The sequence below is a fragment of the Mesorhizobium sp. M1217 genome (assembly GCF_040318275.1).
GTDB lineage: Bacteria > Pseudomonadota > Alphaproteobacteria > Rhizobiales > Rhizobiaceae > Mesorhizobium.
In genome coordinates this window covers 329,242-353,507 of record NZ_JAMYMA010000001.1, presented here as the reverse complement: position 1 = coordinate 353,507, position 24,266 = coordinate 329,242, and the positions used below count along the sequence as shown (strand labels likewise).

The following is a 24,266-nucleotide window of genomic DNA, read 5'->3' as shown; positions in this document are numbered from 1 at the left end:
ACTTTCGCGCGTTGCGCGTTCATGTAGCATAGGAGGTCGAGGGCGCAAGGGGCAGACCCGATGGCTGTGCGAGGCCGTGGTGCGGGCGAGGGCGAGGACGTTGGCAGCGGCGTCAGCGAACGCTTGCTGTTTGCCGCGCCCGTGCCTGTCCTGCCGGCACCGGCATTGCTGCCGGCTCCACGCTTTGATGCCCCGTCGCTGCCGGCGAGCGACCCAGCAACGGTTCCCGTGCCCGCGGCCGAGCCCATCGTGCGCCTACGCCGGCGTTTCCGCCTCCCGTCACCGTCCCGTATCCGCAACGGCGTAACCTCGGCGGCCGGCCTGGAGCTCGACCGTGGGGTCGCCTTCCTGCTGGTGCCGGTGTTCCTCGCATGCGGGGTGGTCGTATATTTTGCGCTGGCGGTGGAGCCGGCCTTTCCACAGCCGATCGCAATCGTCGCCTTGGTAGCCCTCTGTGCCGTCGCCTCGCGATCGTGGCCCAGAACCCGCCTGTGCTTCATGGCGGCGTTGCTCTGCGCGCTTGGCGTGCTTGCCGCCAAGGTCGAGACCTGGCGTGTTGGAACGCATATGCTCGGTTCCGAAATCTCGACGCGCCTCACGGGTCGCGTCGTATCGTTCGAGCCCATGGCGAGCGGCCGCATCAGGCTGACGATCGATGTGATCTCAACCGCCAGGCCGACACTGCGCTACATGCCGGAACGGGTCCGCGTTTCGGCGATGAAAATACCGGCTGAGCTGACCGCCGGTTCCGAGATCGCCGGCTATGTGCGGCTGCTGCCGCCGACCGGGCCGGTGCGGCCCGACAGCTATGATTTCTCCTTCGACAGCTATTTTGCCGGTATCGGCGGCAGCGGCTTTTTTCTCGGCAATCCGAAAGTCGTGTCGTCGGGCAGCATGCCGTTTGCCGCGCGGCTTTCTTCCGCGATCGAAGACGCGCGCGAATCCATCGCCGACCATATCCGCAGCCGCATCGGCGGCGCCGAGGGCGAGATTGCTGCTGCGCTGATCGTCGGCGTGCGCGCCGGCATTCCCGAGGAGATCAACGAAGCGATGCGGCGTACCGGCATCTACCACATCATCTCCATCTCGGGGCTGCATATGGCGTTGGTCGCCGGCACCATTATGGCGCTGCTGCGCGGCGCCTTTGCGCTGTTTCCCGATTTCTCATCGCGACGGCCGGTCAAGAAATACGCGGCGGCCGCCGCGCTTTTTTCGATTGCGGCCTACCTCGTCTTTTCCGGCATTGTGGTGGCGGCCGAACGCAGCTTCATCATGTTGGCGGTGATGCTTATCGCCGTGCTGTTCGACCGGGCCGCGCTCACCATGCGCAACCTGGCGATCTCGGCCATCGCGGTCATTCTGGTGTCGCCGCACGAGGTGGTCGGTCCGAGCTTCCAGATGTCCTTCGCCGCGACGGCGGCCCTTGTCGGCGCCTATGCAGGCTGGTCCGATTACCGCGCCGGCGGGGCCACCACGCCGCCGCCCCGGCGGTCGCCGCTACGCTTTGCCACTAGAAAGGTACTGATGGGCATGGGCGGCCTGGCGATGACCTCGATCATTGCAGGGAGCGCCACGGCGCTTTTCGCCATATGGCATTTCCAGCGCGTGGCGCCGCTCAGCCTGTTCGCCAATCTGGCCATCATGCCTATCGTCTCACTGGTCGTCATGCCCTTCGCCGTCCTCAGTGCGCTGGCGATGCCGTTCGGCGCGGATGGGCCTTTCCTCTACGTGATGGGCAAGGGGCTGACGGCGATGATCGCCCTGTCCGGGTGGATCTCCGAGCGCTCGCCGATCGATGCGGTCGGGCTGATTTCGCTGAGATCTGTCCTTTTGGTGACGATCGCCCTCGTCATTGCCAGCATGGCGACGACCTGGTTGCGGCTCGTGGCCCTTCCTTTTGCGCTCGCCGGCTTGCTAACGACAACGCAGACGCGCGTACCCGATGTATTGATCTCGGAGGACGCACGGCTCGTCGCGCTGCCGATCGGCAGCGGTGAACTCGCGGTCAACCGGGCACGCCCGAATGAGTTCACCATCGACAACTGGAAACGCGCGCTCACATCAGAGGCTATCGTCGCGCCGGAAACACCTGGAAAGAACGATCCGCAATTCGACATTGCCGATCCGGCCGACTTACCGCCGGGCATGCCGTTCATTTGCACGGACGGTCTCTGCCTTGCCAGGCATCCATCCGGCGCGATCATCGCGCTAGCCAATGACCGCGATACTGCACGGCCAGCCTGCGCCTTTGCCAGCTTGATCGTCATCGACGACGCCACCGCCCATAATCCCTGCTACTACGACCGGCTGGTCCTCGTCGTCACCAAACGGCAACTGGCGCGCGCGGGAAGTGCGGCCGTCTATTTCGATCCACAAGCGGCAACACGCGCCGAAATCCGCTTCGCCGTCGAAAAATCATACCGGCCCTGGCACGTGCAGCGGAAATTTTCACGCGCGGCGCGGGGCATGCCGCCATACCGCAGAGCCGACAAGCCAAAAGCCGGCGCCAAGGGCGCAGCTCAGTAGCGGCGGATCAGCCCAACGAGCTTGCCCTGCACCTTGACCCTGTCTGGTCCGAAGATGCGCGTCTCGTAGGCCGGATTGGCGGCTTCCAGGGCGATCGAGGCGCCCTTGCGGCGGAACCGCTTCAGCGTCGCTTCTTCCTCGTCGACCAGTGCCACCACGATCTCACCGGGGCTCGCCGTATCGGCATTGCGGATGATCACCGTGTCGCCGTCGAAAATGCCAGCCTCGATCATCGAATCGCCTTTGACCTCGAGCGCATAATGCTCGCCGCCCATGATCATGTCCGGCGGCACCGAGATCGAATGCGTCTGGTGCTGGATGGCATCGATCGGCACACCAGCGGCGATGCGGCCCATCACCGGGATAGACACGGCGGCGACGACATCGTCGTCATTGCCGGCTGCAGGGACGCGCGACGATGTCGGCTTGCCTTGCCGAGGACCTTGCCCAAGACTGCCCTGGATGACGCTCGGCGAGAACTTGCGTGCCGCATTGAGGCCGGGGGCGATCGAATCGGGCAGGCGCAGCACCTCCAGCGCACGAGCCCTGTTGGGCAAACGGCGAATGAAGCCGCGCTCCTCCAGCGCCGTAATCAGCCGGTGGATTCCCGATTTGGAAGCCAGGTCGAGCGCTTCCTTCATCTCGTCGAAGGAGGGCGGGATACCGCTTTCCTTCAGCCTTTCGTGGATGAACATAAGCAGTTCGTGTTGTTTGCGTGTCAGCATAGCGACCCCCAACAGAATCAGAAAAACAAACCCAGAACAAACACTATCTGTTCCAGTTGTGTTCCGCAACTGTTTAAAGTTTAATGAATGTATTAGGGCTCGGGTAACGATACCACTCGCCAAACCGGGACGCTGCATTTTCACCGCCGCGGGCCTCATCGCCTTGATTCTGCTTTCGTTTGCGGCCTCTGGGTTTCCAGAAGGCGGCACTGCTATCGGCCGTCAGCCGGCAAAGGGGCACGGAATTGAAGCCGTATCGACTGTGCGGTTTGGTCAATGCACCGTGAACGAAACGAACTCAAAACGCCAACCTTGGGTTGGCTTGGCTCCTGGTTTCCACCGCGTGGTCAGGCAACTTGTCGCCGGTGGAGCCTTGCTGCGCGATACCAGGTAATGGAGAACCGCTCGTGACCGATGGATGCCGTCGATGCGTGTCCGGCGTTGCGGTGAATCTTGGGGGAGCAGACAAATCATGACAGGAATTCCCGATCTCGTGGCCATAAAGGCGTTGGATGCTGCAGATCCGCTGCGCGCGATGCGCGACCGCTTTGTGCTGCCGCAAGGAGTGATCTATCTCGACGGCAATTCGCTAGGGGCCGCTTCGCGTGCCGCTTTCGATGAATTGAGCAAGGCAGCGACCGAAGAATGGGCGCATGATCTCATCCGCGCCTGGAACACGGCCGGCTGGTTCAACATGCCACTCGAACTCGGCGACCAGCTCGGGCGCCTGATCGGTGCCGCGGCCGGCCAGACGGTGGTCTGCGACACGACATCGGTCAACATCTACAAGCTGCTGCACGCCGCCATGGCCATGCGGCCGGAGCGGCAGGTCATCGTCGCCGAGGGCGACAGTTTTCCGACAGATCTCTACATGGCTGAGGGTGTGGTTTCGACGCGAAAAGATACGCTGCTTCGCCTCTCGGGGGTCGACGCGCCGAGCATCGAAGAGCTGATCGACGAAGGCACCGCCGTGGTGCTGGTCAACCACGTCAACTACAAGTCGGGCGAACTGCGCGACATGCCGGCGCTGACGCGCAGGGCCCAGGAAGCCGGGGCGATGATCGTCTGGGATCTCTGCCACACCGCCGGTGCGATGCCAGTCGAGCTCGACAAGGCAAACGCCGATTTTGCCGTTGGCTGCACCTACAAATATCTGAATGGCGGACCGGGCGCGCCTGCCTTCATCTATGCGGCTGAGCGGCATCTTGCCGACATCCAGCAGCCGCTCACCGGCTGGTGGGGCCATGCACGGCCCTTCGCCTTCGAGCCAGGCTATGCGGCCGGCACCGGCATCCGCCGGTTTCTGTGCGGCACCCAGCCGGTCCTGTCGATGCGCACGCTGAAGGGCGCGCTCGACATCTGGAACGATGTCGACATGACGGCGGTGCGCAAGAAGAGCATCGCGCTGGCCGATCTGTTCATCGAGCTTGTCGAGGCAAAGTGCGGCACTTACGGGCTAACGCTCGAAAGCACGCGCGACGGGGAAAAACGCGGCAGCCAGATTTCATTCATGCACGAGCATGGCTACCAGATCATGCGCGCGCTGATCGAACGTGGCGTGATCGGCGATTTTCGCGCGCCATCGACCATGCGCTTCGGCTTCACCCCGCTCTATGTCGGCTATGCCGATGTCTGGCAGGCCGTCGAAGTGCTTGAGGACATCCTGCGCACCGGTGCGTGGAAGGATGCGCGCTTCGCCATCAAGGCGGCTGTCACTTGAGATTGATGCGAGAGCTGGAATCGTGAGGCTGGCGACGACGCGCCGCGCGATGCTCACGCTCGTTGCAGGGCCATATTGCCAGGGGAGGGCGCAGGGTGTTCGAACGTCACATTGCCGATTGGGACAACGCCTATGCCAACGGCGCCAACATAGCCGGCAGCGATCGCTGGCCGGCGGCCTGGGTGGAGCCCGCGGGGGGTTTTCGCGACGTGCTTTCGACCGAGGGCAGGGCACGGCTCGACATCGCCTATGGCGAAAACCCACGCAACCGGCTCGATCTTTTCCTGCCGGCCACCAAGCCCAAGGGGCTCGTGGTGTTCGTCCATGGCGGCTACTGGATGGCATTCGACAAGAGTTTCTGGTCGCATCTTGCCGCTGGCGCTGTTGATCGCGGCTATGCCGTGGCGATGCCGTCCTACACGCTCTGTCCGCAGATGCGCATTGGCGGCATCGTCAAGGAAGTCGGCGCGGCGATCGGCAAGGCGGCGGGGATGGTCGCAGGGCCGCTGATGCTGACCGGACACTCGGCCGGTGGCCATCTTGTTAGCCGGATGGTTACGACGACGACGCCGCTGGCGCCCGAAATTGTCCGGCGCATTCGCCATGTCGTATCGATCTCGGGTGTGCACGATTTGCGCCCGATCATGCGCACCGGCATGAACGAGACGCTGGCGATCGATGAGGCCGAGGCGCAGGCCGAAAGCCCGGTGCTGCTGCGCCCGATGGACAAGGCCCGCCTGACCTGCTGGGCCGGCGGCGGCGAGCGCGCCGAATTCCTGCGCCAGAGCGCGTTACTGGCCAACATCTGGATCGGCCTGGGTGCCGCGACCAGTTCGGTGGTCGAGCCTGACCGGCATCATTTCAACATCATCGACGGTTTGGCCGATCCAGACCATCCGCTGACCCGGACCTTGATCTCGGAGTGAGGCAGGTTCAGCGTAGCATCAGCACGTCGCAAGCGGCGCCCGCCGCCGCGGCGGGCGTGAACGGCGCACGGACGATCAGCCCGTTGGCATCGGCCAGCATTTTCAGCATCGAGGAATCCTGGATGCTGAACGGCGTCGCCACGAGCGTGCCGGCGTCAGCGCTGACAACAGCCCGCACATAATCCTGCCTGAGATCGTTGGCCGGCATGGCAGCGCCGAGCCGTGCCTCACGCATATCCTGCTGAAAGGCGCGGCCGCCGAGCCGCGCCAGCAGCGGCTTCAGGAAGAGCTGGGTGCAGACCAGGCTCGCCACCGGATTGCCGGGCAAGCCGATGCAGCGAATGTCGCCCAGCCGCCCGAACATCAGCGGCTTGCCCGGCCGCATGGCGATCTTCCAGAAATCGAGAGTCATGCCTTGCCCGGTCAGCACGTCATGGACGAAATCGTGGTCACCGACCGAGGCACCGCCCAGCGTGACGATGACGTTCGCGCCAGCCTTCACGGCCTTTTCCACCAGCGCAGCGATCGCCTCCCTGCGGTCCGGCGCGATGCCAAGGTCGAGCACTCGCGCACCGACCGACTGTGCGGCGGCGGCGACACCATAGGCGTTGGAGGAGATGATCTGGTCGGGGCCAAGCTCGCTGCCCGGCGGCAGCAATTCGTCGCCGGTGGCGATGATGGCGACCAACGGCCTTTTGACCACGCCGACCTCGGGCTGGTTGGCCGATGCCGCCAGCGACAAGGCCGCCGGGTCGAGCAGGCGGCCTTTGTGCAGCAGGACGTCGCCTTTGGCGAAATCGAGCCCGAGGCGGCGGATGTTTCGCCCCTGCACCGTCGGCTCCGTCACTTCGACGACACCGCGGCCGAGATCGCGGACGTTCTCCTGGATGACGATGGTGTCGGCGCCTTCGGGAAGCGGCGCGCCGGTGAAGATACGGACGGCCTGCCCCTGCTGCACCGTCCCGGCAAAGCCGCTTCCGGCCGGCGCCATGCCGACCACCGAAAGCTTTGCTGGTAAGGACGCGATATCAGCCGCCCGCACGGCATAGCCGTCCATGGCGGAGGCGTTGAACGGCGGCTGGGTGCGGAGCGCCACAACCGGCTCCGCCAGCACGCGGTCGGCGGCATCCAGCAGCGCGACGCGTTCGCCCTGCAGTGCAGCTGCGCCGTCCAACAGGCGCTCGAGCGCCTCAGCAACTGGGACCAGCGCCATCAGCGGCCTGCCTCGGTGACCCCATCTTCGGTGATCTTGTAGTCGCCGGATTTCCCGCCGGTCTTTTCAACCAGCCTGATGCCGGAGATGACCATGGCGCGGTCGACCGCCTTGGCCATGTCGTAGATGGTCAGGCAAGCGACCGAGACGGCGCTCAGGGCCTCCATCTCAACGCCGGTTTTGCCGGTGACGCGGGTCAATGCTGTGACCTTCAGGCCGGGCAAAGCTGCGTCCGGCTCGATATCGACAGATATCCTGGTCAGCAGCAGTGGATGGCAGAGCGGGATCAGTTCATGCGTCTTCTTGGCCGCCATGATGCCGGCGATACGCGCGGTACCGAGCACGTCGCCCTTCTTGGCATCGCCGGCGAGGATCATGTCCAGCGTCTCGGGCCGCATCGACACGAAGCCCTCCGCGACTGCCGTGCGCACCGTCTCAGCCTTGTCGCCGACATCGACCATGTTGGCTTCGCCGCGCGCGCCAAGATGGGTGAGGGCGGCCGCCATCCTCAGATCGCCTCTGCCGGCGCCTTGCCCGTCAAAAGCAGGCGCGTTGCAGCGGCCACGTCCTGTTGACGCATCAGGCTCTCACCGACCAGAAAAGTGGCGATGCCGCTCCGCTCCAGCCGGCGGCAATCGTCATGCGAAAAGATACCGCTCTCGCTGACCAGAAGGCGGTCGGCGGGCACCATCGCGACCAGCCGTTCCGAGGTCTCGAGGCTGGTTTCGAAGGTCCGGAGATTGCGGTTGTTGATACCGATCAGCCGCGACGACAGCTGCAGCGCGCGTTCCATCTCGGCCTCGTCATGCACTTCGACCAGCGCGTCCATGCCGAGCCCGAAAGCTGTCGCTTCGAGTTCTCTTGCCAACGCGTCGTCGACGCTGGCCATGATGATCAGTATGGCATCGGCGCCCCATGCCCTGGCCTCGTAGACCTGATAGGGATCGAACAGGAAATCCTTGCGCAAGGCAGGCAACTCGACGGCAGCGCGCGCATCGCTGAGGAACGCGGGCGCCCCTTGGAAAGAGGGTGCGTCGGTCAGCACCGAAAGACAGGCGGCGCCGCCTTCCGCATAGGCCCTGGCCAGCGCCGGCGGATCGAAATCGGCGCGGATCAGGCCTTTGGATGGGCTAGCCTTCTTGATTTCGGCAATCAGCGCGAACCTGCCGGATTGGCGCTTTGCTTCAAGGGCGGAAAGAAAGCCGCGCGGCGCTTCGGCGTCCGTTGCCCGTGCCTTGATCTCGGCAAACGGCACTTGCGCCTTGGCCGCCGCGATCTCGTCGCGCTTGTAAGCCTCGATCTTGCGCAGGATGTCGGACATAGTTCTAACCGTTCGAAATCTCGACCAGCCTGTCGAGCACTTTCAGCGCGCGGCCGCTGTCGATGGCCTGCGCCGCCGTCACCATGCCGTCGGCAAGTGTCGTCGCCTTGCCGGCCACCACCAGCCCGGCGCCGGCATTCATCAGCACCGTGTCGCGAAAGGCGCCGGCGGCGCCGCCCAGCATGTCGCGCAGTGCCTGGGCATTGTGGGCGGCGTCGCCGCCGCGCAACTCGTCCTTGGTGTGACGCTTCAGCCCGACCGCTTCCGGGGTCAGCACAAAGCTGCGGATCTCGCCGCCGGCCAATTCGGCGACCTGCGTCTCGCCGGTGGTGGTGATCTCGTCATAACCGTCGCCATGGACGACCCAGGCATGGTCGGCACCAAGCTCCTTCAACGTTTCTGCCACCGGCATGATCCATTCGGGCAGGAACACGCCGACCATCTGCCGTCTGACACTGGCCGGATTGGAAAGCGGACCCAGCAGGTTGAAGATGGTGCGGGTGCCGAGCTCGACCCGGGTCGGGCCGACATGCTTCATCGCCGGGTGGTGCGCCGGCGCGAACATGAAGCCAACTCCGGCCTCGTGGATGCAGCGGCCGATCGTCTCCGGAGGGATGTCGATCTTGACGCCCAACGCGATCAGAACATCGGCGGCGCCGGTCAGCGAGGACAGTCCGCGATTGCCGTGCTTGGCGACGGGCACGCCGCTGCCGGCGATGACGAAGGCGGATGCGGTCGAAATGTTGACGCTGTGCGAATTGTCGCCGCCGGTGCCGACAATGTCGATGGCGCCCTCGGGGGCTTCGACGCGCAGCATCTTGGCGCGCATGGTGGCGACGGCGCCGGCGATCTCGCTGACGGTCTCACCGCGCACCCGCAATGCCATCAGGAAGCCGCCGATCTGGCCGGGGGTGGCGTCACCGGACATGATGATGTCGAAGGCCTCGCGCGCCTCCTCGAAGGAAAGAGCGCTACCGGCGGCGACCTTGGCGATGTGGATCTTCAGCGCGCTCATCTGGCCAGGGCTTGGGTTACGGCCGTCTGATCGATGCGGACGTCATATTGCGTCTGCAACTGCGCCACCAACTGGTCGAGCAGGTCGTCGGACATACCGGAGGTGAAGGATTTCTGCGCGTCCTGGGGTACTGAGTTGGCGTCGGCCCCGGCGGGCTCGAATACCTCGGCAACCTTGAACAGGATCTGTCCGTCGCCCGTGGGCGAGGGGATTAGCCCGGTGCCGCCTTCGCCGACGCCGAACATCGCGGCGGCCCCTTCCTTGCCGAAATCGACGTCGTCAGCATCGCGCTTGACACCGCGCTTGGTCTGCTTTTCGAGCTTGAGCTCACCGGCGATCACCTCGAGCGTGGCGCCGGCCTTGAGACGCTTCTCGAGCTCTTGTGCCTTTGCGGTAAGCCGTTTGGTGGTCTCCGCCGCGGTCCAGTCGGCCACGACCTTCTGGCGGACTTCGTCCAGCGTGCGGTCGCGGGCCGGCGTGATCGCGCTCACGTCATAGAAGACGAAGCCGTTATCGGCGGTGGTGAGGCCTTCATTGTCGGTTCCGGGTTCGGATTCGAACACCGCCTTGATGAGCGCCGGCGATTCCGGCAGGTCTTTGACGATGCTTTCATCCGGCCTTCGGCCGGTGCGGTCGATGGCGTCGATGGTAACGACCTTCAGCTTCAATTTGGCAGCTGCCTCAGCGAGCGAACTGCCGGAGGCGCGAGTATCCTCGTAATTGTCGTGCACGTCCAGCAAGATGCGACTTGCCTCGCCCAGTGCCAGATCCTTGCGGATCTGCTCGGACACTTCGGCCAGCGGCTTCACCACTTCGGGCTTGATCTCGGTGACGCGCAGCAGAACGGGGCCAAAGGCGCCCTGTACGACCGGGCTGACTTCATTGGCGTTGAGCTTGAAGGCAGCATCGGCAACCGCCTTGTCGGCGATCTTGTCCTTGGCCAGCGTGCCGAGCAGGGTGTCGGCCGGCGTCTTGCCTTCGGCGGCGACGATCTTGTCGAAGGTCGCGCCGGTCCTGAGCGAATCGAGCGCCGCCTTGGCAGCATCAGGCGTCTTGAACACAAGCTGCTCGATGGTGCGCATCTCGGGCGTGGTGTAGCGCGCCTTGTTCTTGTTGTAGTCGTCGCTGACCTGTTGATCGGTCACTGCGCTCAAATCCATGATGTCTTCCGGTTCGAGCCTGACATAGGAGAACTTACGGTATTCGGGCGCGGCGTAGGTTTTCTTGTTCTCCCCGAAATAGGCCGAAAGCACGCTGTCGGACGGCGCTTCTATCGGTTCGACCAGCGATTTCGGCAAGGTCAGGTAGTCGATTGTGCGATCTTCGCCGCGATAGAGCGCGACCGCCTTGAAGAATGTATCCGGGGCTTTGAGGCCATCCGAAACCGCCTCGACGATCTGCTGGCGGACCGCCACCTGGGCGCGGTTTTTCAGATAGTCCTCCGGCCGCATGCCGATCTGCCGGAGCAGGTACTCGAAGGTTCGCCTGTCGAAGGTTCCGCCAGGCCCTTTGAACGCCGGGTCTTCGCGGGTCAGTTCGGCCAGCCGGTCCTTGGACAGGCCAAGGCCGAGCTTGCGGGCCTGCTCGTCGAGGACGGCGCCCGAGACGAGTTGCGCCAGCACCTGGTTGTCGATGCCGAGCGCCGTCGCCTGCTCACGGCTGATGCGCTGGCCGAATTGCTGCGACATTACGCTGAGCTGGCGATCGTAGGCGAGGCGGTATTCGTTGATCGAGACCTTGGTGCCTCCGGCCGTAATCACGGCGTCATGGCCGGCAAGACCGCCCATCAGCCGCCCCGAGATGCCCCAGACGGCGAAGCTCAACACCAACAATGACAGCAGCAGTTTCGCGACCCAGGTCCCCGCCGCGCTTCTCAACATACCAAGCATGAGTACTTCCGATTTTTGCGCATTTCGCATGCGCCGAGTCTGAAACAAGCGCAATAGCGCCCTTCCTGCTCACTGTCGATTGCTTTGTGGCCTGATTTTGATAGTGAGAGCCAGCTGGAAATTGCCCGGAGAAACAAATCCCATGACGCCTGGAATCCGCCCGCTCGTCGCCGGCAACTGGAAAATGAACGGGACCAGCGCCTCGCTCAACGAGCTCAGGATGATCGGCAACGGCTTCATGAGCGGGCTCGACGCCGAGACCGAAGCCGTGGTCTGCGTGCCGGCGACCTTGCTTGCGCACGCCGCCGAGATTCTGTCGCGCACGCCGGTCCGGGCCGGTGGTGAGGATTGCCACACCGAGGAAAGCGGCGCCTATACCGGCTGTATTTCGGCGGAGATGCTGAAGGATGCAGGCGCCAGCCATGTCATCGTCGGCCATTCCGAATGCCGTGCTGATCGCAAGGAGAACGATGCCATAGTGCAGGCCAAGGCCTCCGCCGCATGGCGCGCCGGGCTGGTGGCTATCATCTGCATTGGTGAGACAAGAGCCGAACGCGAAGCAGGAGCCACGCTTGACGTGCTGTCGCGCCAGGTTGCGGGCTCGGTACCGCCAAACGCCACGGCGTCCAACAGCGTCATTGCCTATGAGCCGGTATGGGCGATCGGCACCGGCTTGACCCCGACCGCCGCCGACGTCGCCGAGGCGCATGCGCATATCCGTGAAGAACTGGCGCGGAAGCTTGGCAATACGGCGGCCAAGATGCGCATTCTCTACGGCGGCTCGGTCAAGCCGTCCAACGCCGTCGAGTTGCTCGGCGTCAGGAATGTCGACGGCGCGCTGGTCGGCGGCGCCAGCCTGAAGGCAGCGGACTTCCTCGGCATCGCGGAAGCCTATCGAAACATCGCTTGATACCGGGACTGCTTGCTGGATTTGAGCGGACGGCCGGCGCCGGAATCGTTGCAAAGGACGCATTGCTTCCCATATTCCGGCCACGGGCTTGGAAATGCCGTCAAAGCATTGTATTGAGCCGCCTCCAAATCAGCGGCCGCGCAAGGCCTTGCCAGGATAAATTATGGAAACCGTACTGATCGTCGTCCACCTCATGGTCGTGCTCGCGCTTGTCGGCGTGGTGCTGCTGCAGCGCTCCGAAGGCGGCGGTCTCGGCATCGGCGGCGGATCGGGCTTCATGACCGCGCGTGGCGCCGCCAATGCGCTGACGCGGGCGACAGCGATCCTGGCCGCGGCTTTCTTCGTCACTTCGCTGACACTGTCGATCGTTGCGCGCTATGGCGAGAAGCCGATCGACATTCTCGATCGCGTCCCGGCGACCTCGGACGGCGCAGGCAGGGGCGTACTCAACCAATTGCCCGGCACCACGACGCCGCCTTCAGGCAACACGGCGCCGACCCCGCCGTCCGGCAATGGCGCGGCAACGACGCCTCCGGCAACAGCTCCGGCGACGCCGCCAGCGACAAACGGCGCCACCGCGCCGGCCACGCCGCAGGTCCCCAACCAGTAATCGGGCATCTGATGCCGCGATCTGTTGTCGTTTGAACACAGTCGCGGCAAATGCCGCACAATCACGAAGATTCGACCGCGCCCTACGCTTGAGGCGCTTCCGGCTAATCGATTATACATTGCGCGCGGCATTTTCGGCGTCCTTGGGGGGCGCCGGGCGACGCCGTGGGCAACAAGCATTGAACGATCGGATCTTCCCCATGCAGCTTCGCAGCTTCATTTTTGCCGGCCTTTGTGCCGTGCTCAGCCTAGGTGCGCCCGCTTACGCGGCTATGCCGACGGCAAATTCGGCTCATAAAGCCGCGACAACAACTGACGTCGTCAACGTCGCTGCCAAAAGCGATGCGGCGCAATTGAAGCTTCTCAAGAAGAAGAAAGATCCGACGCCGGACGACCTTGCGCAGATCCGCAAGATCGAAGCCAAGATCGCAGCCGACAAGGAAGCCGCTCGCGCCAAGGCACTCGATGCCAGGAAGCTGGCGATGCGCGAGGCGGCGAAAGCCAAGGCCGATGCGGAACGGCAGGCATTCCTTGCCAAGAAGAGCCAGCCGGTCGCGGCGGTCAAGGTGGCTGATGCCAAGCCGGCCAAGAAGAAGACCGTCAACATCATCGAACCGATTGCACCCATCGCGCCGATCCAGTCGGCCGAGCCGATCCCGGCCGAGGCCATGAACGTTGCGCTGACCGGCAACAATGGCGAATTGCGCAGCGAACCGGTCGGGCAGAAGCCGCAGAGCGTCGGGCTGTTCGCGGGACTGTTCGGCGGCACATCGTCTTCATCGATGTCGCTGCTTCCTGAGACGCGCGCGCTCGACGCCGCGCTCGAAAGGAAGCAGGCCAAGCGCCAGTTCAAGGTCAAGCCGGAATTCGTGCCGCAGGAGGTCGAATTCACCGGCTACAACCCCGGCACCATCGTCATCGATACCAGCGCCCGCCGTCTCTACCTCGTCGAATCATCGTCAACCGCCCGCCGTTATGCCATTGCGGTCGGCCGCGAAGGCCTGCAGTTCAAGGGGACGGTTGCCGTCGGCGACAAGCAGGAATGGCCGCGCTGGATTCCGACGCTGGATATGCAAAAGCGCGAACCCAAGCATTATGGGCAGTACAAGGACGGTATGCCCGGCGGCGGCGACAATCCGCTCGGTGCGCGCGCCATCTATCTTTACGACGGCAAGAAGGACACCCATCTGCGCATCCACGGCACCATTGCGCCGCAGTCGATCGGAACCAGCGCCTCCAATGGCTGCTTCCGCATGATCAACGAGCACGTCATGGACCTCTACCGCCGGGTGAAAGTAGGCACCAAGGTAGTCATCATCTGACGCTTTACAGATCGTGCCAAAAGGGCCGGCCTCGCCGGCCCTTTTGTTTTGATACGTCCATGACCAGAGCGCCTTCTTGGGAAAAAGCCTTCGCGGCGGTTTTTTCTCTGGCGGAATCAATTCGGCCGCGTTAAGCGATGACTCCCATGGCGCGATATGTATTCATCACAGGCGGCGTGGTTTCCTCACTTGGAAAAGGCATTGCTGCAGCGGCCCTTGGGGCTCTCTTGCAGGCGCGGGGCTATCGCGCACGCATCAAAAAGCTCGATCCCTATCTCAATGTCGATCCCGGCACGATGTCGCCCTACCAGCACGGCGAAGTCTTCGTGACCGACGACGGCGCCGAGACCGATCTCGATCTTGGCCATTATGAGCGCTTCACAGGCCGCTCGGCCAACCAGCAGGACAACATCACCACCGGCCGCATCTACAAGAACATCATCGAGCGCGAGCGGCGCGGCGACTATCTTGGCGCCACCGTGCAGGTCATTCCGCACGTCACCGACGAGATCAAGAACTTCGTCCTCAACGGCAATGACGACTACGATTTCGTGCTGTGCGAGATCGGTGGCACCGTCGGCGACATCGAGGCGATGCCGTTCCTGGAGGCGATCCGCCAGCTCGGTAACGACCTGCCGCGCAACAACGCCGTCTACGTCCACCTGACCTTGATGCCTTACATTCCGACGGCGGGCGAACTGAAGACCAAGCCGACACAGCATTCGGTCAAGGAGTTGCGCGGCATCGGCATTGCGCCTGATATCCTGCTGGTCCGCGCCGACCGGCCGATCCCCAAGGAAGAGCGCAGAAAACTGTCGCTGTTCTGCAACGTGCGAGAAAGCGCCGTCATCCAGGCGCTCGACGTGCCGCATATCTACGACGTGCCGATGGCCTATCACAATGAAGGGCTGGATTCGGAAGTGCTGGCCGCCTTCGGCATCGATCCGGCGCCGAAGCCGCGCATGGAACGATGGCAAGCGGTGTCCAACCGCATCCACAATCCGGAAGGCGAGGTGACTATCGCCGTCGTCGGCAAATATACCGGCCTCAAGGATGCCTACAAATCGCTGATCGAGGCGCTGTCGCATGGCGGCCTCGCCAACCGGGTCAAGGTCAAGCTCGACTGGATCGAAAGCGAGATATTCGAGAAGGAAGACCCGGCGCCGTGGCTGGAAAAGGTCCATGGCATTCTCGTCCCCGGCGGTTTTGGCGAGCGCGGCTCGGAGGGCAAGATCCTGGCGGCGAAGTTCGCGCGCGAGCGCAAGGTGCCGTATTTCGGCATCTGCTTCGGCATGCAGATGGCCTGCATCGAGGCGGCTCGTTCGCTGGCCGGCGTCGAGCACGCATCATCGACCGAGTTCGGTCCAACCGAGGAGCCGGTCGTCGGCTTGATGACCGAATGGCTGAAGGGCAACATGCTGGAAAAGCGCAGGGAAACCGGCGACCTCGGCGGCACCATGCGGCTCGGTGCCTACCAGGCCGACCTCGCCAAGGGATCGAAGATCGCCGAGATCTATGGCGATACGCAGATTTCCGAACGCCATCGCCACCGCTATGAGGTCAATGTCGACTACAAGGAGCGGCTCGAGGATTGCGGCCTGGTGTTTGCCGGCATGTCGCCGGATGGCGTGCTGCCGGAAACGGTCGAATATCCCGACCATCCCTGGTTCATCGGCGTGCAGTATCATCCCGAGTTGAAAAGCCGGCCGCTCGATCCGCACCCGCTGTTTGCCAGCTTCATCGAGGCGGCGGTAGAGCAGTCGCGGCTGGTCTAGACTAGCCGCTGATGCGAACTTACGTCGCGCTGCTCTACAGCATCATCCTGGGCGAGGGGCGGCGGGTCGTCATGTCCGATCTCAAGGCGATGGCCGAAGGCCTGGGCCTGAACAACCCGCGCACACTGGTGGCGACCGGCAATCTGGTCTTCGAGGCGCAGGAGACAGAACTCGCGGCGTTGGAGCAGCGGCTGGAGGCGGCGTTCGCAAAGACTTTTGGCCGCCATGTCGACATCATCGTGCGCCGCGCCGACGGCTGGCTGAGGCTGGCGGCCGGCAATCCGTTCCCAGCCGAATCGGCTAAAGCCGCGGACCAGGTGGCGGTGCGCGTGATGCGGGCGCCTGTTTCCCCCGATGCGGTCTCTGCGCTGCAGGCCTATATCGGCAGGAATGAAAAGCTGCAGGCGGTCGGCGGCGACATCTGGATCGTCTTTTCGCGCGAGACGCCGAGTTCGCGGCTGCTTGCGGCGGTGAGCCACAAACGCCTCGGCATCGGCACGTCGCGCAACTGGAACACCGTGCGCCGCCTGGCCGAGATGGTCGCAGAATGAACGGGGCGGCTTGCGCCGCCCCGAATCCGTTTAGGCCTTGGCCATCTTGGCCCAGGCGCCGAGTGCCATCGTACGCAGCACGTAATAGATGACGCCGGCAATTGCCACGCCGAAAAACCAGCCATAGACGCCCCACCAGGACGGCAGCAGGCTGGTGAAGTTGGGCAGGATCGACGAGAAGACCGCGCCAATACCGGCGGCGATGAAGGCATTGACATGCCAGCCGCCCTGGAAGCGGAATTCGCCATTCTCCCTGTAGAGCGCCTCGACATCGACCTCGCCCTTCCGGATCAGGTAGTAGTCGACCATCATCACGCCGAAGATCGGCCCCATCGTCGCGCCAATGATGTTGACGAAGGAGGCGGCACTGCCTTCCCAGGGCGCGAAGGGATAGAGCACCAGCGCGATCAGCGCCGCGATGTAGCCGCCCTTCTTGAAGTCGATCTGACGTGGAAAGACGTTGGAGAAGTCGAAGGCCGGCGACACGAAGTTTGCCACCACATTGATGCCAAGCGTCGCTACGGCAAAGGTCAGGGCCGCGAGCGCCGCCAGGAACCAGCTGTCGAATTTCGCCGAGATCTGGTCAGGATGCAGCAGCACCTCGCCATAGACGTCGAAGGCGGCGATCGTGGTGACGCCGGCGACCAGCGAGAACAGGATGAGATTGACCGGCAGGCCCCAGATGTTGCCCTTGCGCAGCGATGCCTTGTCCGGCGCATAACGGGCGAAATCGCAGAAGTTGAGGTAGAGCGCTGAGAAATAGGTCACCCAGATCGCCGCTACAGCAAACAGCGAGGTCCAGGAGCCCGGCGTGCCCGGCACGCCCGCGTCCTTGGTCTTTTCCAGCAGCACATCCATCGGGATGTCGCTGGTGAAGGCGAAGGTGCCTGCCTTGATGCAAAGATAGATCGCCAGGATCAGCATCATCACCCACACCGCCGGTCCGGCCCAATCCTGGAAGCGGCGCACCGTTTCCATGCCCCTCTGGATGATCAGGAGCTGCAGCGCCCAGATGACGGCGAAGCAGATCACCTCGAGCCCGGAGTGGCCGAGGAAATGTGTGCTCTGGTTGAAGTCGGCGAACCATTGCGAGCGGATCAGCAGGGCTACGATCGCGCCGGAGGCCGCCGCCGTCTGCGCGCCGTACCAGAAGCAGGCGACGATGGCACGCACCAGCGCCGGTATGTTGGCGCCCCAGATGCCGAAGGAGGCGCGCGCCAGGACCGGGTAGGGCACCCCGGTCTTCACGCCGGCATAGCCGACCATGTTCATCAACGCATAGATGATCAGCGAACCGATACCGATGGCGATGATGAAGTTGACGAAGCCGCCGCAGAACAGGAACAGGCTGGCAGCGAGATAGTAGCCCCACAGGCTGTGGACGTCCGACGTCCAGACGTTGAAGATCGAGAACGGTCCCCAGTTTCGAACCTTCGCCGGAGCGAGATCCTCATTGTACAGGTCCGGTGATGCGCCTTGTATGGTCATAGAGATGTCCTCCCCTTGTTACCGCACGCGCCTCCACGCGTGGCACGCAGGTTAAGCCTGACGCAGGGGAACCGGCAAGCAGACGATTTGCCGGCTTTGGGCTTAAAGATATTCAATGAGAAACGCGCTTATCGACCGGACGCTGCCGTGGCTGCGATATTGAGCTTCGCCCTTGATTCGGTCTCTGCCTTGTTGTCGGCCGGTCGGGCACCGGAGACCGGCGAGACTTCGAAATTGGCCCCGAGCCAGGCTATTGCGCCGGTCACGCCATCGAGGACATAGGTTGCGGCCGTCGGTCCGTTCGGCTTCACTCGGATCGAGATGCCGCCAATTTCGTTGATGGCCTCGAAACCGTGTTCGTCCGATGTGTCGTCTCCGAGGAATATCGGCCGCCGGCCGACAAAGGGCGGAATGTCCATGAAACGCCGGATGGCAGCACCTTTGACGGCTTCCAGAGGCATGAGCTCGACGCCGGCGTTTCCGGGAAGCACCCGATAACCCTTCGGAAGCCGGGCCAATGCCTGTTCGACCAACTGGATTGCCGGCGCAAGCAGTTGCGGCGCTGCTCTTGTATGGACGGCAAGGACCGGACCCTTGCGCTCGACATAGACCTTGCCGCTGCCCAGTTCGGCCTCGATCTCGTCGGCAAGGGCGGCGATGTCGGCAGGCGCGTCGGCGGCATCGATCGGACCCGTCGGCGTCAGCCGGTGCTCCAGCCCATAGAGGCCGGCGATCCTCAGCTTCAGCGGGTGGAACAGCTTGTCCACAGCGGGGATCGAGCGGCCGGTGATGAAGGCGACCGCACCATCCAGCCGCTGCTCGATGCGCCCAAGCAGATTGCGCAATTCCTCGCCGACCGACACCGCGTCGGGATGGGCAGCGTGTTCCAGCAGGGTTCCGTCGATGTCGAGGAAGAGCGCCCATTGCCCTTCCGGCAGGTACGGCGCCGGCGGTTGTTCAAAGCTTTTCACGACGCTGCCTTCCGTGCCCGCTCGAACATCGAGATGACGTTGTTGGTGTTCGACGGCGGGCGCTCGCCAGTTCCGGTCACCCTGTCGAGATCGCCGCGTTTGCGCAGGCGCGCGGCATCCAGCAGCATGCTGCCGGCCCAGCGGTAGACATTATTGTCGCGGACCATCTCGCGCATCGGCCGCAAACGCTCGCGCTGCTCTTCCGGCGTCATCGTCAGCGCCTGCAACAGCGCCTCGCTCATCATGGCTGCATCGTAGGGGTTGACGATCAGTGCCTCCAGCAATTCGCGCGAGGCGCCGGCGAAGGTGCTGAGCAAAAGCACGCCCTGTTCGTCGTCGCGCGCCGCGACGAATTCCTTGGCGACAAGGTTCATGCCGTCATGCAGGCTGGTGACCATGCAGATGTCGGCGGCGCGATAGACCTCGTAGACCTGCTCCTGCCGATGATGTTCGGCGACCATCAGGATAGGGCTGTATGTCTCGCTGCCATAGCGCCGGTTGAGCTCCTCGGCACAGCGGCGGCATTCGTCATGGAGTTGCTGGTAGGCCGGCAATGTCCCCCGGCTCGGCGCCGCGATCTGCAGGAAAACCACCTTGCCTATCCATTCGGGATATCTGGTGAACAATTCGTCCAAGGCATGGAAGCGATCGAGAATGCCTTTCGTGTAGTCGAGGCGCTCGACGCCAACGCATAGTTTGGTCTCCGCAGACAGGCCGAATCTGTCGCGGACACGGGCGCGGCACTCCTCGACAGACGGCAAACTTGCGAGCAATTGGGCCGGCCATTCTATGGAAATGGGATAGGCGTGGACCAACGTGGTCTGTCCGCCATAGGAGATCGCCGCGTCGGCCCGTTCTATGCGGCTCTCCAGAAAGCGGTCGACACTTTCGGTGAAGTTGTTGGCATGGAACTGGGTATGAAAGCCGATGATCGAACTGCCGAGCAATCCCTCCAGGATCCGCTCACGCCACGGACAGATGCTGAACACTTCCGAATTGGGCCACGGGATGTGCCAGAAGGTGATGATGATGGCGTCCGGCAGGCGCTGACGGATCATGCGCGGCAGCAGCGCGAAGTGGTAGTCCTGTACCAGCACGATCGGCCGCTCGTTGCGTGCTTCGGCGACCACCGTATCGGCGAACTTGCGGTTGACGGCCTCGTAGGCGTCCCAGTCCGAGGCGCGAAAGATCGGGCGGGTGAAGGCGATATGGCAAAGCGGCCATAGGCCCTCATTGGCGAAGCCCAGGTAATAGCCCTGATATTCCTCCTCCGTCAGCCAGACCCTGCGCAGCGTGTAGGACGGATTGCCTGGCGGCACCTGCACCCGGTCGTCCTTGTCGACCGTGAGACGGTCTGCCGTTCCGCCGCCATAGGCGATCCAGGTTCCGGCACAGGCGCGGGTGATGGGCTCGAGTGCCGAAACCAGCCCGCTGGCCGGCACCAGAAGTTGGACCCCGTCATCCTTGATGTTGTGGATGTAAGGTTCGCGGTTGGACACCACGATGACCTGTGCGTCCGGCAGGTCGTCGGCCAGGATCTTACGCAATGTGTCGGGCGACCATGTGACCAGCGCCGCGTCGGCCGACTGGCCGTTCTTTTCGAACTCGCGCAGCACCTTGCGTGCCGCTTCCGATGCGACATCCTCGCTCGGCGTGTATGCGGCCGCCGTTGCGCGGCCGCGGCGCTGGCGGGATATCGATAGGAGAATGGCAAAAGCGGAAAAGCCAAAACTTGCAATCAGCAAAACCCAGAGCAGGTCTACAGTATAATCTGACATGGAATGTGATCTCGCCTCCGGCCGCCGATAGCCGTTTTTATTGCTCTGGTTCACTGCCGTGCGACAACAACAGTTCCCACGCCGCCCATTTTTGCAACGCACAAAGAGGCTATCGGTTCCGGACGATTGCGGTGCCGCGCGTCGTTTTCGATGCGCCGCTGCGAGGCGGCGTCAGGTGCGCACGATGAGCGGTACCATCCCCTCATACCGATCGGCGAGAAAGGCGACGACCCGATCGCCGACACGCTGGAATGTGAGGTCGACCACCGCCGAGCCGACACCCAGATGCCGCAGTGTCAGCGTGTCGATGCCGATCGGCAGCCTCGGGCGGGTGACCCGGATTTCACCGTCCCAGCCATCGATTTCCAGGCCAAGGCAGGCCTGCATCAACATGAAGGCCGATCCCGCCGACCAGGCCTGCGGCAGGCACGCGACGGGATAGGCGATCGGCGCTTCGCCTGGCGACCTGGTAAAACCGCAGAACAGTTCCGGCAGCCGCATGTTGAAATGGACAGCCGACTCGAACGTGCCGCTCATCAGCCGCACCACGCTGTCGCGTACGCCATAACGTGCCAGGCCGGCACCGCACATGGCAGTGTCGTGCGGCCAGATCGAACCGTTGTGGTAAGACATGGGATTGAAGAATATCGCATCGTCGGCCAGCGTCCTGACGCCCCAACCCGAGTGGAACGACGCCGAGAGCAGCTGATCGGCGACCAACTGCGCCCGTTCCGGCTCGGGCAGCCCGACATAGAGGAGATGGCCGGCATTCGACGTCCGTACCTTGCAGACCTCGCCGGCACCGTCGATCGCCATGGCGTAGAAATTGAGATCGTCCATCCAGAAATGGCGTTCGACCGCGGTGCGCATGGTTTCGGCGCGTTCGTCCCAATGATCGGCCTTGTCGTCCTCGCCACGGCGGCGGGCGAGCGCTGCCAGACCACGGAACGCAGCAAAGACATAGCCTTGCACCTCCACCAGGGCGATCGGCCCCTTGGGCATGCGACCGTCGGCATGGAAGACCGAATCGAAGCTGTCTTTCCAGCCCTGGTTGGCGAGGCCGGACTCGGCGCCGCGCTGATAGGTAACGAAGCCGGTCGCGCGGCTTATCTCTTCGGTCCATTCGGCCGCAGCACAGAGCGATGGCCACAGGCTGTCGAGGAACGCCATGTCGCCGGTACGATCCGCATAGGCACAAGCGAGATGAATGTAGAGCGGCGTGGTGTCGACACCGCCGTAATAGCGGCCAAACGGGAGCTCCCGCAGTGCCGCCATCTCGCCCTTGCGGGTCTCGTGCATGATCTTGCCCGGCTGCGAATCGCTGAACGGCGACGTTTCGGTTGCCTGATGCTGGGCGAGGAAGGCGAGCACGCCGCGCGCCAGCCCGGGATTCAACCACAGCATCTGCAGTGCGGAGATCACCCCGTCGCGGCCAAACGCCGTCGAGAACCAGGGTATGCCGGCATAGGGGTAAGGTCCGGTTGCAAGCTCGGTGGTCAGCAACGCCACGTCCGCGCGCGCGCGCTCGATCCAGTCGTTGAAGACGCGGCCAGAGCTGTGCACCGTCGCGCCGTGGCGGCGTTTGGCGCGCATGCCGAAGCGAGCGCGGGCGGCGGCAGCCCGAAAACGGTCGCGGTCGGGTGTCTCCGCCACTTCCGGGCCGACTTCGATATAGAGGACCTCGCTGCTGCGCTTAGTCACCGCAATCAGGAAATCCGCACGGTTGGTGGTCAAATTGTCCGGGGCTTGCGAGAACGAGATCGCCGACAGGCGCACAAGCTGGTCCAGCCCGTCATATCGAAGCACCACGGACGTCGGACTGGTCTCGGCGGCATGGGCTATCCCGCGCTTGGGCCGGGTCGAGCCGCGCACCTCGAACATGTCACGGAAATCTGCTGCGAAATGCAAGGAAACCCGAATGGCCGACGATTCCTGGCTGTAGTTGGAAAGGGTGATGCGCTCGAACAGCCGGTCCTGCCAAAGCAGCCTGACGCGTTCTATGTGGATCGCGCCCTGCGGAATATCCCGGCCACCGACACTCTGAATCGGCAGATTGGTCAGGTTCGAGGTGAAAAGCACATTGTCCTGGCTGAGCGATGCGCCGAGCAGTGACATTTGCCGGCCACCGACCGTCAACCGAAATTCCGAAAGCACACGCGTGTCGTCTCGGAAAAAGCCGTCGCCGGCGCCGCGGATGTCGCCATAGGCGTCGGCCACCGCGAAGCAGTCGCCTTGCTTGAGGGCGAACAGCCGGTGCGGCTCCCGAGGCGCGACCTCGTCGAGAGAGGCAAGGGCTACGGCGGGATCAAGCTTACGCTCGTCGAGTTGATTCATTCGTCACAAACTCTGTCGTTTCGTTCTCAACTTCCGCAATGACGCCGATCAGGACGCTCTCGCTTCACCGGGAGCGCCGATCAGGCGCGCATAGGCTGCCACATAGTCGTGGGCCATTCTCGTGGCAGAAAAACGGTTCTCGAATACGGCTCTCACCTGACGCCTGTCGAGGCGTAGCATTTCCGGTATCGAGGCGACCGCAGCGTCGACTGTATCGACAAGGAAACCGGTCACGCCGTGGTCGATGATCTCCGGCAGGGCACCGCAATTCCAGGCGATTACCGGCGTGCCGCAGGCCATCGCCTCTATCGCGGCAAGGCCGAACGGCTCCGGCCAATCGATCGGAAACAGCAGGCCGGCCGCCTTGCCGAGGAATTCCGCCTTTCCGTCCTCTTCGATCTCGCCGATATAGTCGACACGGTCGCCGTCGATCAGCGGCTCGACAGTGTCGTGGAAAAACGCGCGGTCGTCATCGCCGATCTTTGCGGCAAGCTTCAGTTTCAGCCCGGAGCGCAAGGCGATCTCGATGGCACGATCGGGGCGCTTGTCGCGCGACAGCCGGCCCAGGAACGCCAGATACGGCTCGTCCGCATCCGTCTCGAAAGTCGGCTCGTAGATATCGATCGGCAGCCCGTGATGGATGGTCGCCAGCCAATTGGCCTTGGCGAGCCCGGCTCTCTGGCTGCGGGAAATCGAGATCATCGGAAAGCGCGGAAAACGTTCGTAGGCCGGCGCCAGATCGACATAGTCGAGCCTGCCATGCGGTGTCGTCACCGTCCGGTCGGGCATGTGTTCGAAGAAAGGAAAATGCAGGAAGTGGCTGAGATGGAAGTGGATGACGTCGAACTGCTGCGCACGGTTCCTCACCTCGGCAAGCATCGAGAAATGCGCCGCGGTTTCGGATTTGTGGGGGCGCGGATCGAGACGCAGCGCACGCTCGCGACACGCCACCAATTTCGCCGACGTCTCGGTATCGCCGCTGGCGAACAGGGTCACGTCATGGCCAAGCTCGACCAATCCTTCGGTCAGATAGGAGACGATGCGCTCCGTCCCTCCATAGAACCGGGGTGGCACGGATTCATGGAGCGGCGCCACATGGGCTATTCTCATGTTTTGGCATTTCCCTCAAAAAAAGACTGCTCGTGGGATCGAAATGCATCAGCCGCGCTAACGTTCCCGTACAACGGCAAGAT

19 protein-coding genes are annotated in these 24,266 nt (G+C 63.4%); 8 read left to right on the top strand and 11 right to left on the bottom strand.

All coding sequences use genetic code 11. The features are described 5' to 3' along the window. The first annotated feature begins 60 nt into the window (after positions 1 to 60). On the top strand, positions 61 to 2,526 hold the full coding sequence (locus NKH37_RS01800) for a ComEC/Rec2 family competence protein (RefSeq protein WP_353004255.1): 2,466 nt from the start codon (positions 61 to 63) through the stop codon (positions 2,524 to 2,526). On the opposite strand, the gene lexA is transcribed toward NKH37_RS01800, so the two are convergent. Beyond that, complete coding sequence (gene lexA / locus NKH37_RS01795) at positions 2,520 to 3,251, bottom strand: transcriptional repressor LexA (RefSeq protein ID WP_084642503.1); 732 nt, start codon at positions 3,249 to 3,251, stop codon at positions 2,520 to 2,522. The genes NKH37_RS01800 and lexA overlap by 7 nt on opposite strands. 472 nt (positions 3,252 to 3,723) lie before the next feature. Here lexA and kynU point away from each other — a divergent pair, with 472 nt between their 5' ends. Both kynU and NKH37_RS01785 read left to right on the top strand, forming a co-directional pair. Continuing rightward, positions 3,724 to 4,971 carry a kynureninase gene (kynU, locus tag NKH37_RS01790; protein ID WP_353004257.1) on the top strand — a complete coding sequence of 416 codons (1,248 nt, stop codon included), beginning with the start codon at positions 3,724 to 3,726 and terminating at the stop codon, positions 4,969 to 4,971. A gap of 95 nt (positions 4,972 to 5,066) precedes the next feature. Beyond that, complete coding sequence (locus tag NKH37_RS01785) at positions 5,067 to 5,897, top strand: hormone-sensitive lipase (protein WP_353004259.1); 831 nt, start codon at positions 5,067 to 5,069, stop codon at positions 5,895 to 5,897. 7 nt (positions 5,898 to 5,904) lie between these two features. On the opposite strand, the gene NKH37_RS01780 is transcribed toward NKH37_RS01785, so the two are convergent. From NKH37_RS01780 to NKH37_RS01760, 5 genes are read right to left on the bottom strand one after another with little or no spacing between them, the layout of a single operon-like run. Further along, complete coding sequence (locus NKH37_RS01780; protein ID WP_353004261.1) at positions 5,905 to 7,110, bottom strand: molybdopterin molybdotransferase MoeA; 1,206 nt, start codon at positions 7,108 to 7,110, stop codon at positions 5,905 to 5,907. Next, complete coding sequence (moaC, locus tag NKH37_RS01775) at positions 7,110 to 7,616, bottom strand: cyclic pyranopterin monophosphate synthase MoaC (RefSeq protein ID WP_023717712.1); 507 nt, start codon at positions 7,614 to 7,616, stop codon at positions 7,110 to 7,112. The genes NKH37_RS01780 and moaC overlap by 1 nt, the downstream gene beginning before the upstream one ends. Before the next feature lie 2 nt (positions 7,617 to 7,618). Continuing rightward, positions 7,619 to 8,431, bottom strand: a complete 813-nt coding sequence (gene trpC, locus NKH37_RS01770; protein ID WP_352482658.1) for an indole-3-glycerol phosphate synthase TrpC — start codon at positions 8,429 to 8,431, stop codon at positions 7,619 to 7,621. 4 nt (positions 8,432 to 8,435) lie between these two features. Continuing rightward, on the bottom strand, positions 8,436 to 9,446 hold the full coding sequence (gene trpD, locus NKH37_RS01765) for an anthranilate phosphoribosyltransferase (RefSeq protein ID WP_352482657.1): 1,011 nt from the start codon (positions 9,444 to 9,446) through the stop codon (positions 8,436 to 8,438). Beyond that, positions 9,443 to 11,335, bottom strand: a complete 1,893-nt coding sequence (locus NKH37_RS01760) for a SurA N-terminal domain-containing protein (RefSeq protein WP_023717709.1) — start codon at positions 11,333 to 11,335, stop codon at positions 9,443 to 9,445. The genes trpD and NKH37_RS01760 overlap by 4 nt, the downstream gene beginning before the upstream one ends. A 142-nt stretch (positions 11,336 to 11,477) precedes the next feature. Here NKH37_RS01760 and tpiA point away from each other — a divergent pair, with 142 nt between their 5' ends. From tpiA to NKH37_RS01735, 5 genes are all read left to right on the top strand, one after another. Then, positions 11,478 to 12,245 (top strand): triose-phosphate isomerase, encoded by a 768-nt coding sequence (gene tpiA / locus NKH37_RS01755; protein WP_023717708.1) that lies wholly within the window; start codon positions 11,478 to 11,480, stop codon positions 12,243 to 12,245. A 163-nt stretch (positions 12,246 to 12,408) separates the two neighbouring features. Continuing rightward, positions 12,409 to 12,855: a preprotein translocase subunit SecG gene (gene secG, locus NKH37_RS01750; RefSeq protein WP_352790168.1), complete on the top strand. Its 447-nt coding sequence runs from the start codon at positions 12,409 to 12,411 to the stop codon at positions 12,853 to 12,855. A 199-nt stretch (positions 12,856 to 13,054) separates the two neighbouring features. Continuing rightward, positions 13,055 to 14,176 (top strand): L,D-transpeptidase, encoded by a 1,122-nt coding sequence (locus NKH37_RS01745; protein WP_353004263.1) that lies wholly within the window; start codon positions 13,055 to 13,057, stop codon positions 14,174 to 14,176. A 146-nt stretch (positions 14,177 to 14,322) separates the two neighbouring features. Continuing rightward, the gene (gene pyrG / locus NKH37_RS01740; protein WP_352448839.1) at positions 14,323 to 15,951 is read left to right on the top strand and encodes a CTP synthase; all 1,629 of its coding nucleotides are present in this window, start codon (positions 14,323 to 14,325) and stop codon (positions 15,949 to 15,951) included. Positions 15,952 to 15,962: 11 nt separating this feature from the next. Beyond that, positions 15,963 to 16,502 carry a DUF1697 domain-containing protein gene (locus tag NKH37_RS01735; RefSeq protein WP_023717705.1) on the top strand — a complete coding sequence of 180 codons (540 nt, stop codon included), beginning with the start codon at positions 15,963 to 15,965 and terminating at the stop codon, positions 16,500 to 16,502. A 30-nt stretch (positions 16,503 to 16,532) separates the two neighbouring features. Here NKH37_RS01735 and NKH37_RS01730 read toward each other — a convergent pair whose 3' ends face one another. From NKH37_RS01730 to NKH37_RS01710, 5 genes are all read right to left on the bottom strand, one after another. After that, entirely contained in the window at positions 16,533 to 17,990 is a 1,458-nt protein-coding gene (locus NKH37_RS01730; RefSeq protein ID WP_352494608.1) for an NCS1 family nucleobase:cation symporter-1, read from the bottom strand. Positions 17,991 to 18,118: 128 nt separating this feature from the next. Continuing rightward, positions 18,119 to 18,961, bottom strand: coding sequence for a trehalose-phosphatase (otsB, locus tag NKH37_RS01725; protein WP_353004264.1), 843 nt, complete (start codon positions 18,959 to 18,961; stop codon positions 18,119 to 18,121). Then, positions 18,958 to 20,739 (bottom strand): alpha,alpha-trehalose-phosphate synthase (UDP-forming), encoded by a 1,782-nt coding sequence (locus tag NKH37_RS01720; protein ID WP_352482652.1) that lies wholly within the window; start codon positions 20,737 to 20,739, stop codon positions 18,958 to 18,960. The genes otsB and NKH37_RS01720 overlap by 4 nt, the downstream gene beginning before the upstream one ends. A 171-nt stretch (positions 20,740 to 20,910) precedes the next feature. Next, positions 20,911 to 23,073, bottom strand: a complete 2,163-nt coding sequence (locus NKH37_RS01715) for an amylo-alpha-1,6-glucosidase (protein ID WP_353004265.1) — start codon at positions 23,071 to 23,073, stop codon at positions 20,911 to 20,913. Positions 23,074 to 23,121: 48 nt separating this feature from the next. Further along, positions 23,122 to 24,183 (bottom strand): glycosyltransferase family 4 protein, encoded by a 1,062-nt coding sequence (locus NKH37_RS01710; protein ID WP_353040768.1) that lies wholly within the window; start codon positions 24,181 to 24,183, stop codon positions 23,122 to 23,124. Between the last annotated feature and the right edge of the window lie 83 nt (positions 24,184 to 24,266).